The organism is Streptomyces sp. NPDC051567 (genome assembly GCF_044454165.1).
Lineage (GTDB): Bacteria > Actinomycetota > Actinomycetes > Streptomycetales > Streptomycetaceae > Streptomyces.
On the sequence record NZ_JBITDK010000039.1, the window covers coordinates 23,857 to 40,639 of the forward strand.

Annotated in this window: 6 protein-coding genes; 1 reads left to right on the top strand and 5 read right to left on the bottom strand. The window is 73.8% G+C overall.

Annotated elements, in window-relative coordinates; translation table 11 throughout:
• Window positions 1-45: 45 nt before the first annotated feature.
• The 5 genes from ACIA5F_RS28560 to ACIA5F_RS28580 all read right to left on the bottom strand — a co-directional run bounded on the left by ACIA5F_RS28560 (window position 46) and on the right by ACIA5F_RS28580 (window position 7,421).
• Entirely contained in the window at window positions 46-1,554 is a 1,509-nt protein-coding gene (locus ACIA5F_RS28560; RefSeq protein WP_399357898.1) for a BTAD domain-containing putative transcriptional regulator, read from the bottom strand.
• A 347-nt stretch (window positions 1,555-1,901) separates the two neighbouring features.
• Window positions 1,902-3,482: an aspartate aminotransferase family protein gene (locus ACIA5F_RS28565; RefSeq protein ID WP_399357900.1), complete on the bottom strand. Its 1,581-nt coding sequence runs from the start codon at window positions 3,480-3,482 to the stop codon at window positions 1,902-1,904.
• A gap of 1 nt (window position 3,483) precedes the next feature.
• Window positions 3,484-5,181: an MFS transporter gene (locus tag ACIA5F_RS28570; RefSeq protein ID WP_399357902.1), complete on the bottom strand. Its 1,698-nt coding sequence runs from the start codon at window positions 5,179-5,181 to the stop codon at window positions 3,484-3,486.
• A 32-nt stretch (window positions 5,182-5,213) separates the two neighbouring features.
• Complete coding sequence (locus ACIA5F_RS28575) at window positions 5,214-6,056, bottom strand: alpha/beta fold hydrolase (protein ID WP_399357904.1); 843 nt, start codon at window positions 6,054-6,056, stop codon at window positions 5,214-5,216.
• 3 nt (window positions 6,057-6,059) lie between these two features.
• On the bottom strand, window positions 6,060-7,421 hold the full coding sequence (locus tag ACIA5F_RS28580; protein ID WP_399357906.1) for an FAD-dependent oxidoreductase: 1,362 nt from the start codon (window positions 7,419-7,421) through the stop codon (window positions 6,060-6,062).
• Between the two features lie 376 nt (window positions 7,422-7,797).
• On the opposite strand from ACIA5F_RS28580, the gene ACIA5F_RS28585 reads away from it, so the two are divergent.
• A partial coding sequence (locus ACIA5F_RS28585) for a type I polyketide synthase (protein WP_399357908.1) occupies window positions 7,798-16,783 on the top strand: 8,986 nt, incomplete at its 3' end.

Genomic DNA, 16,783 nt, shown 5'->3' on the forward strand with positions numbered 1-16,783 from the left:
GGGGAAATCGGCTCGGGAAAACTCGTGAGAAAGCGTGAAGAAGTGTCAGACGGCCCATACACCTGCGGCGGGACCGCGCTCGCTGAGCATGCCGAGGGCCGGCCCGCTGAGGGGGGAACCAGCCATCAGGCCGGGCGCGACGGCTGATTCGATCGCCTCCCGGGTGGCGTCGCAGATCTGGATCTCCCCGGCCGTCGAGAGCGCCAGCAGGCACTGGCAGGTGTCCAGGAGCGCGCCGTTGACGGACGGCGGGACGGAGGGGTCGTCCGGCCGGAAACGGACGAGTGCCTGACCGGTCGCCACGGAGGCGTGCAGGGTCAGCCCGCGCCAGGGGGAGAGGCTCAGCCCGGCCTCGGCGGCCGGGTCGGTGAGGCGGTCGCGGATCGCCGCCGCCGCGTGGACCGCGCGGACCGCGGTGCTCTCCTCCCCGCCGGCCCGGAACAGGCCGAGGGAGACCGCGCCGATCGAGGTGACGGCGACTCCGCCGAACCGTTCGATCCGCTTGCGGGCGATGGCGTTGACGCTCTCGAACATCTCGTCCATGAAGTCGGGTGCGGCGCCGGGCGGTTCCGGGGCGATCCGGGTCTGGACGAGGAGCACGCTGATGCGCTGGCGTTCGGTGACCACCGGGCCCGGCGCGGACGGCCTGCGCACGGGCGCGGACCGGGCCGGGGCCGGGGGCCGTTCGACGCTCTGGAAGCCCTGCGGGTGGGTGGGGACGGCGGCCAGTACCCGGCGCCGGTCCTCGCGCCGGCGGACCTGGCCGCCGGGCACGCCGACCGGGACCGGGCCGCCGAGGACCACCGCGGCGGGGGCCAGGTTCAGGGCCGGGTCGTGGGCGAGTATCGCCTGCTGGAGCCTGCGCAGTTCGTGTCCGGGCTCCAGTCCGAGGTCCTCGACCAGCGTGGCCCGGATGCGGTTGTAGACGCTGAGCGCGTCCGCCTGCCGTCCGCACCGGTACAGGGCGAGCATCAGCTGCCCCGAGGAGCGTTCGCGCAGCGGCTCGGCCTCCACGGTCGTCTCCAGCTCGCCCAGGACGGCGTAGTGCTCCCCGCACTGGAGCTTCGCCTCGAAGTAGTCCTCCAGGACGTCCAGCCGGGTGTTCTGCACGGCGGTCAGCTCGGGCCACATCGTGCCGGTCTCGACCAGGTCCGACAGGACCGGGCCCCGCCACAGTTCCAGTGCCTCGCACAGCAGCCGGACGGCCTCGTGCGGGGCGCCGCCGGCCAGTTGGGCCCGCCCCTGGCGGACCCGCTGGCGGAAGAGGTGCAGGTCCACGTGGTCGGGATCGACGCGGATCATGTAGCCGGGCGCCCGGGTGACGAGTTCGGCCGGGGCGCCGTCGGCCCCGGCGCCGAACTGGTTCAGTGTCCCGCGCAGTCCCCAGACGGCGTTCTGGAGGATCTTGCGCGCCGTCACCGGCGCGTTGTCCGCGCTCCAGAGCGCGGCGAGCAGCTGACTCGTGGGGACGACCTGGTTGGCCTGCAACAGCAGGTATCCCAGTGTCGCCCGCGGTTTGGTCCCTCCGAGCGGTACCGGCTGCTCAGCGGCCATCACTTCCAGTGGACCCAACATCCGAAAGCGCATAACTCCCCCGGTCCTTCGGCTGCGTACGGCATGCCTACTCGATCGGAAGATTACAAACCAACACTCCGGTTTGTCAAAAGTCTTCTTTGGTCTGCCATCCAGATGATGGACACCGCGGGCTCGACAGCGGGTCGAGGAGGGTGTCATCTTCCGTAAAAGCAAAGGCCAGAGGGCCCGGGAGGGGGAGTCCCGGGCCCTCTGGCGGTGTGGCGACGACGGGAGAGGCCGCCACACGGTGGGGTGATTCCTTGACCGATCGAGGGGAAGATCGGCCCCTCAAACAGCGCGTCCGGTCTGGTTTTCGGTGGTGCGGTCTAGGCGATCGGCGCCAGGCTCTGGCCGTCCGTGTCACGGATGATCGCGCACACGTCCCGCAGCGCCGCCTCCAGCCGGTCGATCTCCTCGTCCGTCAGGTGGACCGACGGCTCGAACCGCAGCGTGTTCACCGCGCTGGAGGTCGGGAACGTACGGACCCGGTGGGCCCGCAGGATGTGCCCGGCCACGAAGTAGCCGAAGAACCCGCTCCGGGCGACCTGCCGGAGCGGCTCGGCGTCGGCGTCCGACTGGTCGTGGAACTCCAGACCCGCCATCAGCCCCCGCCCGCGCACCTCCTTGACCGTGCCGGGGAAGTCGGCCCGTACCGAGCGGAGCATCGCGAGGAGCTTCTCCCCGCGCTCGGCGGCCTGCCGGTAGACCTCGCCGTCGTCGGCCTCCATCAGCTCCAGCACCTTGAGGGCGATGAGGCAGGAGAAGCTGTCCTTGGCGAAGGTGGAGCTGTGCGCCAGCTCGAACTGCCCGTGGTAGAGCGGCTTGCGCACGAGCATCACCGCGGTCTTGGCGATGCCCCCGCCGAGGCTCTTGGCCAGGGTGTAGTAGTCGCCGCGCAGCCCGAGCGCGGTGGCGGCGAGGAAGTCCCCGGTCCGGCCCATGCCGCTCTGGATCTCGTCCACCACGACCGGGACACCGCTCTGCGCGCAGACCTCCTGGATCTCCGCCGCGAACTCCCGGGTCAGCTCGTGGATGCCGCCCTCGCCGAGGATGGGCTCCAGCACGAAGGCGGCGAAGAGCGGGAAGTCCCGTTCCACCACCTGCACCTGGCCGCCCTCGACCACGAGGTCGAGCAGCTGGGCCCGCTCCTCGTCGATGATCTTGCGCAGCGCCCCGGGCCGGTCGCGCGGGACGAACCGGGACTGCGCGGCCAGCGCCTTGAACGGGAGCCGGTAGCCCTCGTTGTGGGTGAGCTGGACGCTGCCGGCGAGCTTGCCGTGGAAGCCGCCCTCGGGGACGAGGAACAGCGGCGGGCGGGCGGCCTGCGTCGCGTTGCGGTCGAGGATCTCGGTGACGAGCTCCTCGATGGAGTCGCCGACCCCGGCCGGGACCGTGGCGGCCCCGGCCACGACCTGGGCGCGGACCTCCTCGACATGGACGGCGATCTCCTCGCGGAGCGCCGCGAGCCGCAGGCCCCGGTCGAGTTCGGCGTGCTTGATGGCGGCCTCGACGGCCTCCGCCCCGCTGTTGGCGAAGATCGCGTAGTACGACTCCTCGTCGCCGCGCTCGCGCCGGACGATCCGGTTGAGGGCCTCGGCCAGCTCATTGGCGTACGGGTGGCGGGAGAACTGCGCGTGGACGGGGGTCCCACCGTCCAGCAGCTCCTTGGCGTAGGCGTTGATCTGCGGGTTGTTGTGCCCGAGCATCGTCGATCCGTAGCCGCCGACGTAGTCGAGGACCGGGATCTCCTCGCCGTCCTCGCCGCGCCGGTAGAGGGTGTTGCCCTCGGCCCGCACGTACTCGACGTCCAGGCCGCCGGAGGCCAGCACCCCCAGCAGGAACGGCTCGGCGAGCTCCGTCGCCGCCGTGGTCGGCCGGGTCGCTGTCGGTCGGGTCGCGGTCGCCATGTCAGCTCCTCGCCGCGCTGGTGACGGACTCCGCGCGCGCCCCGCCCGTGGCGCCCCCGGCCCCCGCGGGCGGCTCCGGCGCGGCGCCCGCCCCGGACGGCGCCTCCGCGGACGCGGCCGTGACGGGCGGCTCGACGGGTGCCTCGGCCGGTGCCTCCGCCGGGGCCCCGATGACGGGGATCTTGCGGAGCAGGGTGAGGACGATGATGCCGGTCAGGACGGCGAGGCCGGCGCTGACCCAGGCGGTGGCCTGGAACCCCGAGGTGAACGCGTCGCGCGCGACGGTCACCAGTTGCGCACCGACGTCGGCCGGCAGCGAGGCGGCGGCGTCGGTGGCGCCGCCGACGGTGTCCTGGGCGGCTGCGGCGGCCTCGGCCGGGATGCCGGCCGGGGCGTTGTCGGAGACCTCGCCGCGGTAGACGGCGACGGCGACGGAGCCCGTCACCGCGATGCCCAGGGCGAGTCCGAGGTCGTAGGCGGTCTGCCCGGTGGCGGCGGCGGAACCGGCCTTCTCCGGCGGCGCGGCACCGGTGGCGATGGAGGTGCCCAGGACGCTGATCGGCGCGATGCCGAACATGATCACGGCGAGGCCCAGCGCGGCCGGCGCGATGCCGTCCTTGTCGGACCCGGCGATGCCGGTCAGCCAGAACCCGGCCAGCGTGATCACCAGGCCCGCGGTGATGACGTACGCGGGACGGATGCGCTTGGCGAAGACCGGGGTGAGCTGCGAGCCCAGGATCAGGCCGACGGCTCCGGGCAGCAGCCACACACCGGCGGCCAGCGGGCTCAGCTCACCGGCGACCAGCAGGTACTGCGGGACGAGGTACTCGACGCCGTTGAGCGCCATCATGCCGAACAGCAGGGTCAGCAGCGCGCCCGTGAAGACGCGGTTGCGGAAGAGCCGCATGTCGAGCAGCGGCGTCTCCAGGGAGTTCTGCCTGCGCACGAACAGCACGGTGAACAGGACACCGAGCAGCAGCGCGACCACGTTGCCCAGGCTCAGGCCGTGCTCCGCGAACTTCTTGACCGCGTAGACGAGCGGCAGGATCGCCGCCAGGAAGAGCACCACGCTCGCGAGGTCGATGCGACCCGCCTTCGGGTCCTTGTACTCGGGCAGCAGGAACGGCGCGGCCAGCAGCGGGACCAGCATGACGGGGACGCCCATCAGGAAGACCGAGCCCCACCACCAGACCTCCAGCAGCACACCGCCGATGACGGGGCCGATGGCGATGCCGACCGACAGGGCGGTGACCCAGGTGGCGATGGCGGTGGCCCGCTGCCGCGCGTCGGTGAACATGTGGATGATCAGCGAGAGCGTCGACGGGAGCACCGCGGCCCCGGCGATGCCGAGCAGGGCGCGCGCCGTGATCAGCATCTCGGGGCTGGTCGAGTACGCGGCGAGCAGCGAGGCGCCGATCACGCCGACGGAGCCGAAGATCAGCAGCCTGCGGCGGCCGATGCGGTCGCCCAGGGTCCCCATGACCACGAGGAACCCGCAGGTGAGGAAGCCGTAGATGTCGGTGGTCCACAGCAGCTGCGAGCTGGTGGGCAGCAGGTCGGCGGTCACGTACGGGGTGGCCAGCCACAGCACGCCCAGGTCGGCCGTCATCAGCGTCACCGGCAGCAGCAGGACGAGCAGTCCGAACCACTCTCGCGGCCCGGCACGCAACGACACCGCGGGTGCGGGGGTCGAAGACATGGTTATCCCTTCATCAATGTTCTGTTGGTGTGTCAGGAGAGCGGGCGGACCCGCCGCAGGATCTCGGCGGCGACCGTGTCCGGGTCCTGCTGGGGCTGCCAGTGCGAGGTCTTCTCCAGCGTCACCAGGCGGTAGGGCCCGGTGACGTGCTCGCGGGTCGTGGCGACGGCGAGTTCGCTGACGGCCGTGTCGGCCCGGCTGTAGACGAAGGTCGTCGGGACGGGGACCGGGCCGAAGCCGAGGTCCTCGCCGAGCAGGTTGTTGGCCCGGTACCAGTTCAGGGCGGCGTCCAGGACGCCCGGCCGGGTGTGCGTGGCGACGTACCGGGCGATCTGGGCGTCGGTCAGCACCCCCTCGCCGGCCTGGGTGAACCAGGCGTGGAGTGCGGCGCCGGCGTCGGCCAGGAAGTGGTCCGCGGCGCCCTCGGAGACGAGGAACTCCACGTACGCGGAGCTGTGCTGCTGCTCCTCGTCCACGCGGTAGGCGTGCTGGTAGGCGTCGAGGTGGGGGATGGCCAGGGCGGTCAGGCTGCGGACCCGCCCGGGGTGGCGGGCGGCCAGGTACCAGGCCACCGCGGCGCCCCAGTCGTGGCCGACGACATGGGCGGTGGTGACGTCCAGGGCGTCCAGGACGCCGAGCGCGTCGGCGGCGAGGTGTTCCAGCCGGTACGCGTCCACCTCGCGCGGGCGGGCGCCGTCGGAGTAGCCCCGCTGGTCGGGGGCGATCGTGCGGAGCCCGGCCCGGTGCAGCAGGGGCGCGGTCTCCGTCCAGGACTCCTTGTTGTGCGGGAAGCCGTGGAGCAGCAGGACCGGCTCGCCGTCGGCCGGTCCGGCCACGTCGACGTCGAAGACCAGGTCGCCCAGGGTGATCTGCATGTCCTACTCCTGAGCCGCCGCGATGGCGGCCTCGATCTGCGGGCCGTGCAGGACCGCCGGGGGATCGACGAGGCCGATCACCCTGGAGTACGCGCGGGACACGGCGGCGTCGCGCGAGGCGGCCTCCTGCACCTGCGCGATGAAGGCGTGCGCCTGCTGGACCTCCTCGGTGCGCTCGCCCTCGACCTCGGGGAAGCTGAGGTCGGCGCCGACCGCCATCTCCCAGCAGCCGTCGACGGCGTCGGCGGCGAGGTCCTTGAAGTAGGCGACCGGGTCGGGGCGGCGGCCGTCGGCGGTGTGCCGGCGCAGGACGAGCGAGCCGAGCGCCGCGACGGTCATGCCCTGGGCGTAGCTCGGGTTGAAGCTGCACACGGCGTCGCCGATGACGAGCAGCCCGGCCGGGAAGTCGGTCATGCGCTGGTAGTGGCGGCGCAGGTTGGTCGGGAACTTGTACGCGACCGGCTCGTCCAGCGGCTCCGAGACCTGGAGCACCTCGTAGATGTCGGGCGCGGCGAGGGACTTGATGAAGCCGAGGAAGCCGTCGGGGGTGGTGGCCGGGTGGTCGCCGAGGATGCCGTACGCGGTGACGATCGACCGGTCGCCGTCGACCTTCTGGCAGATCGCGCCGCGCGGTATGCCCGCGGAGGCCACGGTGTTGATGGAGATGTTGCCCTCGAACGCCTCCTCCGGGACCCGGTAGTAGCGGGTGGTGTAGCCGAGGCCGATCTTGTGCTTCTCCTCCTCGACGGCGGCGAAGCCGAACTGCTGGAGCCAGACGGAGGTGCGCGAGCCGCGGCCGGTGGCGTCCACGACCAGGTCGGCCGTGACGGTCGCCTCGGCGCCGCCCTGGCGGCGGACGACGACCCCGGTGACCTCGCGGCTGTCCTCGGTGGTGGTCAGGCGCAGGATGTCGGCCTGCTCCAGGAAGGAGACCTCGGGGAGGGCGAGGACGCGGTCGCGGACGTGGCGCTCCAGGAAGGGGCGGCTGGAGGTGAGGGCGAACAGCCCCGAGTCGACCTTCTGGAGCCGCTTGCCGTTGATGATCCAGCGGACGTCACCGGCGACGTCGCCGAGCTGCGCGCCGGCGGCCTTCATGTCCTCGGTGATGCCCGGGAAGTACTCCTCGGTGATCTGCTGGCCGCGGGAGAGCAGCCCGTGCAGGTGGTGCCCCTGCGGCAGGCCGCGCCGGAGATCGCCCGGGCCGGTCAGCTCGTCGCGGTCGACGACGACGACCTCCGCGAACGTCTCGGAGAGGACGCGGGCGGAGAAGAGCCCCGCCATGCTCCCGCCGAGCACGACCGCACGACCTCCGCGTGCTTTTCCGGCGGATTCGGGGGTGGCCCCCTGGGAAGATGCAGCACTCACAGCGATCAGCTCTCCTTGAATTCGTACGTCACTCCAGCGCACCACGAGCCCCGCAGAACAAAGGGTTTGGATTGAATCGCGTGAGCCCGCACAAACCGTATCCGCAGGTGTTCCACCGGGCGCTCACTGTGCGGCAACGCCCCGGTCATCAGCGGTTCCCGCAGGGGTAGTTACCAGACCATGACTGTTGGTGAACCCGTTTTTACTAGCCTGTTGAGGAGTAGATTTCTCAGATTTCGCATGGCCCCGACGAATCCAGGCACAGCACGTCCAGGTGCAACACATCAAGGGCGCAGTAGATCCAGGCGCAGTGAACCGATCAGTGAATCCAGCAGTGAATCCAGGGCGCAGTAGATCCAGGAAAGGGCAGCCGAGCGTGGTGACCAGTGAGAACAATCCTGTAGCAGCCGGGGCGCACGCCGAGAAGGTGGAGCAGATCGCTGTCGTGGGGCTGTCCTGCCGGCTCCCTGGAGCCGGGAGCCCGGCTGCCTTCTGGGAGCTCCTGCGGAACGGGTCGAGTGCCGTCACCGAGGTGCCGCCGGGCCGTTGGGGCGTACCGGCCGAGGGCGCCGGGGACACGACCGGGGGACCGGCCGGGGAAAGGGCCGGGGAAGGGGACGGCGCCGCGGGCCCGGGGCGCGGGGCGTTCCTGGACGGGGTGGACCTCTTCGACGCCCGCTTCTTCGGGATCTCCCCGCGCGAGGCGGGGTCGATGGACCCGCAGCAGCGGCTGGTCCTGGAGCTGGCCTGGGAGGCGCTGGAGGACGCCGGGATCGTGCCCGCGTCGCTGCGCGGCAGCCGGACGGCGGTCTTCGTCGGCGCCCTGCGCGACGACTGGACCAGCCTGCTCTACCAGTACGGCACCGAGGCCATCACCCAGCACACCATGGCCGGGGTGAGCCGCGGGGTCATCGCCAACCGCGTCTCCTACCACCTGGGTCTGCGCGGCCCCAGCCTGACCGTGGACTCCGCCCAGTCCTCCTCGCTCGTCGCCGTCCACCTGGCCTGCGAGAGCCTGCGCAGCGGGGAGTCGACGACCGCCCTCGCGGCCGGGGTGAACCTGAACCTGCTGACCGAGAACGCCACCACGGAGGAGCGTTTCGGCGCCCTCTCCCCCGACGGCGTCTCCTACACCTTCGACGCCCGCGCCAACGGGTTCGTGCCCGGTGAGGGCGGCGGGGTCCTCGTCCTGAAGCCGCTCGCCGCGGCGCTCGCCGACGGCGACCGCGTCTACGGCGTGATCCGGGGCAGCGCGGTCAACAACGACGGGACCACCGCGGGCCTGACCGTGCCCAGTGCGGCGGCGCAGGAGCAGGTGGTGCGCCTGGCCCACGAGCGGGCCGCGCTGGGCCCCGCCGAGCAGGTGCAGTACGTCGAACTGCACGGCACGGGGACGCCCGTCGGCGACCCGGTCGAGGCGGCGGCGCTCGGCGCCGCGCTGGGCGCGGACCGGCCGGCCGGCGATCCCCTGCGGGTGGGCTCGGTCAAGACGAACATCGGGCACCTGGAGGGCGCGGCGGGCATCGCCGGGCTGATCAAGACGCTCCTCGGCCTCGTCCACCGCGAGCTGCCCGCCAGCCTCAACTACGCGACCCCGAACCCGGCCATCCCCCTCGCCGAGCTGGGGCTCGCCGTCCAGCGCGATCACTCGGCCTGGCCCCACCCGGACCGCACGCTCGTCGCCGGTGTCTCCTCCTTCGGCATGGGCGGCACCAACGCCCACGTCGTGGTCACCGAGGCGCCCACCACCGTGGCCGCGCCCGTGAACGACACATCCGTGAACGACGCACCCGTGGACGACGGGCAGGCGGACGGCGGGGCCGTCGTGCCCGCCGCGCTGCCCTGGGTGCTCTCCGCCCGCTCCGAGGAGGCGCTGCGCGGGCAGGCCGGACGCCTGGCCGCCTTCGTCGCGGCCGAGGGCGCGCCGGGGCCGCTGGACACCGGTTTCTCGCTGGCGACGACCCGTACGGTCTTCGACCACCGCGCGGTGGTGACCGGCGCGGACGGCGCGGCGCTGCTGGAGGGCCTGCGGGCGCTGGCCGAGGGCCGGCCGGGCGCGGGCGTGGTCCGCGGCGAACCCGCCCCGGGCGCGACCGCGTTCCTCTTCACCGGGCAGGGCGCGCAGCGCACGGGCATGGGCGAGGAGCTGTACGCCGCCTTCCCCGCCTACGCCGAAGCCTTCGACGCCGTCGCCGCCGAACTCGACCAGCATCTCGACCGGCCGATCCGTGAGGTCATCGCCTCCGGTGAAGGTCTGGACGACACCGGCAACACCCAGCCCGCCCTCTTCGCCGTCGAGGTCGCCCTCTACCGCCTCGTCGAATCCTGGGGCATCACCCCCGACTACCTCGCCGGGCACTCCATCGGCGAACTCACCGCCGCCCACATCTCCGGAATCCTGTCACTGAAAGACGCCGCCACCCTCGTCGCGGCCCGCGCACGCCTCATGCAGGCACTGCCCACCGGCGGCGCCATGATCGCCCTCCAGGCCACCGAAACCGAACTCCTCCCCCTCCTCGAAGAACTGGGGGAACGGCTCTCCATCGCCGCCGTCAACGGCCCGAACTCGGTGGTCGTCTCCGGCGACGAGGACGCCGCCCAGGAGATCGCCGAGCGGTTCAAGACCCAGGGCCGCAAGACCAAGCGCCTCACCGTCTCCCACGCCTTCCACTCCCCCCACATGGACGGAATGCTCAAGGAGTTCCACAAGGTCGCCAAGGAACTGACCTACAACGAGCCGCAGATCCCGGTGGTCTCCACCCTCACCGGTGCGCTCGCCGACGGGGACGACCTGCGCACCCCCTGCTACTGGACCGACCAGGTCCGGGGCGCCGTCCGGTTCGCCGACGCCGTCACCGCCCTCGGGGAACTCGGCGCCACCACCTTCCTGGAGATCGGCCCCGACGCCGTCCTGAGCGCCCTGGCCGAGGGCGTCCCGGCGCTGCGCGCGGGCCGGCCCGAGGCGCAGTCGCTCCTCACCGCCGTCGCCACCGCCTTCGTCCGGGGTGCCGGGGTCCGGTGGGACCTGTTCTACGCCGGGACCGGCGCGCACCGCGCCGCGCTGCCCACGTACGCCTTCCAGCGCCGCCGGTACTGGTTCGACGCCGCCGCCCGCAAGGCCGCCCCGGCCCTGGCCCCCGGCGGCGCGGACGGGGAGGCCGCCGTCGCCCCGGCGCCGCGCGGTGAGCTGGGCGAGCGGCTCGCGCGGCTCCCCGGGGCCGAGCGGAGCCGTGCCGTCGCGGAGCTGGTGACCTCGCACATCACCGCGATCCTGGAGTACGGCGCGGGCGAGGCGCTGGAGCAGCGCACCCCCTTCCAGCAGCTCGGGTTCAGCTCGATGATGACCACCGAGCTGCGCAAGGCCCTGGCCGAGGCCACCGGGCTGCGGCTGCCCGGCAGTCTCCTCTTCGACCACCCGACCCCGAAGGCGCTGACCGCCTTCGTGGAGGCGCGGCTCGTCGGCGCGGCCGACGCGGCGGAGGAGTTCGCCCGGCCCGTCGACGCCGACGAGCCCATCGCGATCGTCGGCATGGCCTGCCGTTTCCCCGGCGGGATCTCCTCCCCGGACGAGCTGTGGAAACTGGTCGCGGAGGGCGGTGACGCCGTCTCCGGGTTCCCCGTCGACCGTGGCTGGGACGAGGACCTGTACGACGCCGACCCCGACCGGCCCGGCAAGAGCGCGGTCCGTCACGGTGGTTTCCTGCACGGCGCGGGCGAGTTCGACGCCGCCTTCTTCGGGATCTCCCCGCGCGAGGCGCTCGCCATGGACCCGCAGCAGCGGCTGCTGCTGGAGACCGCGTGGGAGGCCGTCGAGCGGTCCGGCATCCGCCCGGAGTCGCTGCACGGCTCCCGTACCGGTGTCTTCGTCGGCGCCACCGCGCTGGAGTACGGGCCGCGGATGTCCGAGGCCCCCGAGAGCGTCCAGGGCAGTGTCCTGACCGGCTCCACCACCAGTGTGATGTCCGGCAGGATCGCCTACCAGCTGGGGCTGCTGGGCCCGGCCGTCACCACCGACACGGCCTGTTCCTCCTCGCTCGTCGCCCTGCACCTGGCGATCCGTTCGCTGCGCTCGGGCGAGACCAGCCTGGCGCTGGCGGGCGGGGCGACGGTCATGTCCTCCCCCGGCATGTTCGTGGAGTTCTCCCGCCAGCGCGGCCTGGCGCCCGACGGCCGCTGCAAGTCCTTCGCGGCGGGCGCCGACGGCACCGGCTGGGCCGAGGGCGTCGGCCTGCTCCTCGTGGAGCGGCTCTCCGACGCCGAACGCAACGGGCACACCGTCCTCGCCGTGCTGCGTGGTTCCGCCATCAACCAGGACGGCGCCACCAACGGGCTGACCGCGCCCAGCGGCGCCGCCCAGCAGCGCGTCATCCGCCAGGCGCTCGCCGATTCCGGGCTGCGCTCCTCGGAGGTCGACGCCGTCGAGGCGCACGGCACCGGCACCAAGCTCGGCGACCCGATCGAGGCCGAGGCCGTCATGGCCACCTACGGCAGCGACCGCGCCGGTCTGGCGCCGGTCTTCCTGGGCTCGCTGAAGTCCAACATCGGTCACGCCCAGGCCGCCGCGGGCGTCGGCGGGGTCATCAAGATGGTGGAGGCGATCCGGCACGGTGTCCTGCCCCGGACCCTGCACGTGGACGAGCCCTCCGCGCACGTGGACTGGTCGGCGGGGAGCGTCGAGCTGCTCACCGAGGAACGGGCCTGGCCCGAGACCGGGCGTCCGCGCCGCGCCGCCGTCTCCTCCTTCGGCATCAGCGGCACCAACGCGCACGTCATCGTCGAGCAGGCCCCCGAAGCCGTCCGGCCCGCGCCGGCCGCCGCGCCCGCGCCCGCCGCGCTGCCCGGACTGCCCGCCCCCTGGCTGCTGTCGGCCCGCGACCCGGAGGCGCTGCGCGCCCAGGCCGCACGGCTGCGCACGTACGCGGACGGCCAGAACGGCCAGGACGGCCGAGGCGCCCCGGACGCCCCGGACGCCCCGGACCCGGCGGACATCGGGCTGGCGCTCGCCACCACCCGTACCGTCTTCGAGCACCGCGCCGTCGTCCTCGGGCGGGACCGTACGGAGTTCCTGGCCGGGCTCGACGCGCTGGCCGCAGGCTCCGCCTCGCCCGCCGTCGTCACCGGCAGCGCCGCGAACGCCGGGCGCACCGCGTTCCTCTTCACCGGCCAGGGCGCCCAGCGGCTCGGCATGGGCCGCGAGCTGTACGGGGCCCACCCGGTCTTCGCCGCCGCGCTCGACGCGGTGTTCACCGCGTTCCAGGGGCGCCTGGAGCTGCCCCTGCGCGAGGTGCTGTTCGCGCGGGAGGGCAGTGCGCAGGCCGCCCTGCTGGACGAGACGACCTACACCCAGCCCGCCCTGTTCGCCGTGGAGGTGGCCCTCTTCCGGCTGCTGGAGCACCACGGCGTGGTCCCGTCCCTGCTGGCCGGGCACTCCATCGGCGAGCTGTCCGCCGCGCACGCGGCCGGGGTGCTGACCCTGGACGACGCCGCGCTGCTGGTGGCCGCGCGCGGCCGGCTGATGCAGTCGGCCCGCTCCGGCGGCGCCATGATCGCCGTGCAGGGCACGGAGGCGGAGATCGCCGCCTCCCTCGCCGGGCGCGAGGACGCGGTCTCCGTGGCCGCTGTCAACGGCCCGGACTCCGTGGTGATCTCCGGTGACGAGGACGTCGCCGAGGAGATCGCCGGCCAGTGGCGGGAGCGGGGCCGCAAGACGAAGCGGCTGACCGTCTCGCACGCCTTCCACTCCCCGCACATGGCGGAGATCCTCGGCGAGTTCCGCCAGATCGCCGCGGGCGTCACCTTCTCCGCACCCTCCGTCCCGGTGGTCTCCACCGTCACCGGTCAGCTCGCCACCGACGCCGAGCTGACCTCCCCCGACTACTGGGCGGAGCAGATCCGCGCCACCGTCCGGTTCCTGGACGCCACCCGGGAGCTGGCCGCGCAGGGCGCGACCGTCTTCGTGGAGGTCGGCCCGGACGCCGTCCTGACCGCGCTGGCGCAGGGCGCCCTGGAGGAGTCGGCCGTCCCGGTCGTGGCCGCGGCGCTGCTGCGCGCGGGCCGCCCGGAGACCGAGACGTTCAGCGCGGGCCTGGCCCGCGCCCACACCGCCGGGGCGCCCCTGGACGCGGGGACGTTCTTCCCCGGCGCGGTGGCGGCCGGGCTGCCGACGTACGCCTTCCGGCGCACCCACTACTGGCTCTCGCCCGCCGCTCCCGCCGACGCCCGAAGCCTGGGCCTGGACGGCTCCGACCATCCGTTGCTCTCCACCACCGTGGAGTTCGCGGACCGTGAGGACGCCCTGTTCACCAGCCGGATCTCGGTGGGCGGCCACCCGTGGCTGGCCGACCACGCCATCGGCTCCACGGTGCTGGTGCCCGCGACGGCCTTCCTGGAGCTGGCCGTCGCCGCCGGTGACCACCTCGGGGCGGCCCGGGTCGAGGAACTGACCCTGGAGGCGCCGCTGCCGCTGACCGGGCGCGAACCCGTCCGCGTGCAGATCGCGGTGGGCGCCCCGGACGCGTCGGGCATCCGCCCGTTCTCCGTTCACGCCCGCCCCGACACGGGTGAGGACCAGTCCCGGCCGTGGACCCGGCACGCGACGGGCGCGCTGGCGCCCGCCGGGGCCCCCGCCGAGGACGCCGCGCTCACCGAGTGGCCGCCCGAGGGCGCCGTGGCCGAGCCGCTGGACGGCGTCTACGACCGGCTCGCCGCGCTCGGCTACACCTACGGGCCCGCCTTCCAGGGCCTGCGGGCCGTCTGGCGCGACGGCGAGGACGTCTACGCCGAGGTGCGCCTCGACGAGGAACACCGGGAGAGCGCCGCCCGCTTCGGTGTGCACCCCGCGCTCTTCGACGCGGTCCTGCACCCGCTGGTGCTGGACGCGGCCGTGCCCGGCGAGAGCGACCGCATCCGGCTGCCGTTCGCCTGGTCGGGGACGGTCCTGCACGCGGCGGGCGCCGCCGAGCTGCGGGTGCGCATCTCCCCGGCCGGGACCGACCGTTACCGGCTGACGCTGGCGGACGGGGCGGGCGCGCCCGTCGCGGAGGTCGAGTCGCTGACGCTGCGGCCGGTCGCCAAGGAGCAGCTGGTCACGGCCCCGGACGCCGCCTTCGACGCGCTGTACGCCGTGGAGTGGGCCGCCGTCACCGCCGACCTCACCGGCGCAGACGCCTCCGGTGCCGTGGCGGCGGCCGGCTGGACCGAGGTCGCCGGGCCCGGCGAGGAACTCGCCGCCGCCTCCGGCGCCGCGACCGTCCTCGTCCGCCACACCGGTACCCCGGACGGTGGCGCCGAGGGCGTGCACCTGGCGACGGTACGGGCGCTGGCGCTGGTCAAGGAGTGGCTGGCCGACGAGGGGGCCGCGGACTCCCGGCTCGTCCTCGTCACCTCCGGCGCGGTGGCCGCGCTGCCCGGCGAGGACGTCACCGACCTGGCGGCCGCCCCGCTCTGGGGCCTGGTCCGCTCGGTGCAGTCCGAGCACCCCGACCGGCTCGTCCTCGTCGACACCGACACCGACGCCGGGGCGGACGACGGCCTGCTGGCCGCCGCCCTCGCCACGGGCGAGCCGCAACTCGCGATCCGCGCGGGCGCCCCCTACGCCCCCAGACTGGCCCGCGCCCCCCGGCCGGCCCGCGCCCCCCGCGCGGCCGGGGCCGACAGCCCGGCGGTGCCCGTCCTCGGCCCGCAGGGCACCGTCCTGGTCACCGGCGGCACCGGCGGCCTCGGCGCGCTCTTCGCCCGCCACCTGGTCACCGGGCACGGCGTCCGGCACCTGCTGCTCAGCAGCCGCCGGGGCCCGGCCACCCCGGGCGCCGACGAGCTGGCCGCGGAACTGGCCGCCCTCGGCGCCGAGGTGCGCGTGGTCGCGGCCGACGCCGCCGACCGGGACGCGGTGGCGGGGCTGCTGGCCTCCGTGGACCCCGCGCACCCGCTCACCGCCGTGGTGCACACGGCCGGTGTGCTGGACGACGCCACCATCGGGTCACTCACCGCGGAGCAGCTGTCGGCCGTCCTGCGGCCCAAGGTGGACGCGGCCTGGAACCTGCACGAACTGACGAAGGACCTGGACCTGTCCGCCTTCGTCCTCTTCTCCTCCGTCTCGGGGATCACCGGCACCGCCGGGCAGGCCAACTACGCGGCGGCCAACACCTATCTCGACGCGCTCGCCGCGCACCGCCGCGCCCACGGCCTGGCCGCGACCGCGCTGGCCTGGGGCCTGTGGGACAGCAGCCACGGCATGGGCGCCACCCTCACCGACGCCGATCTGGCCCGCTGGGCCCGCGCGGGCATGACCCCGCTCACCCCGGACCAGGGCCTGGCCCTGTTCGACACGGCGCTGACCACGGCCGAGCCGCTGCTGGTGCCGGTGGCACTGGACCTGGCCCCGTTCCGTGGCGGCCCCGTGGTGCCCGCCCTGTACCGGGGGCTGGTCCGCACCCGGACCCGTCGCACCGCGCAGGCCGGACCGGGCACGGGCGGCGACTCGGGCTGGGCCCGGCAGACCGCCGCGCTCCCCGAGGAGAAGCGCAAGGACGCCGTACTGGACCTCGTACGGGCCACGGTCGCCTCGGTCCTCGGGCACGCGGGCGCCACCTCCATCGACCCCGAACGGGCCTTCAGCGACATCGGCTTCGACTCGATGGCCGGGGTGGACCTGCGCAACCGGCTCGGTTCCGTCACCGGTCTGCGGCTCCCGGCGACGGCCGTCTTCGACCACCCGACCCCGGGCGCGCTCGCCGTCCACCTGCTCTCGCGGGTCTCCGCCGACGGGGCTCCGGCCACGGCCGTCAAGGCCCGCCGCCGGGGCGCCCCGGACGAGCCGATCGCGATCGTCGGCATGGCCTGCCGCTTCCCCGGCGGGGTCTCCTCCCCGGAGGGGCTGTGGCGGCTGGTCGCCGACGGCGTCGACGCGGTCAGCGGGTTCCCCGTCAACCGCGGCTGGGACCTGGAGGGCCTCTACGACCCGGACCCCGAGCGGACGGGCACCTCCTACGTCCGGGAGGGCGGGTTCCTGCACGAGGCGGACCTCTTCGACCGCGAGTTCTTCGGGATCTCGCCGCGCGAGGCGACCGCCACCGACCCGCAGCAGCGGCTGCTGCTGGAGACCGCCTGGGAGACCTTCGAGAGCGCGGGCATCGACCCGGCCCTCGTCCGGGGCAGCAACACGGGCGTCTTCACGGGCGCCATGTACGACGACTACGCGTCCCGGCTGCCCTCCACCCCGGAGGAGTTCGAGGGGTTCCTGCTCGCGGGCAACCTCTCCAGCGTCATCTCGGGCCGGCTCTCCTACACGTACGGTCTGGAGGGCCCGGCGGTCACCGTCGACACGGCCTGCTCGTCCTCGCTGGTGGCCATGCACCTGGCGG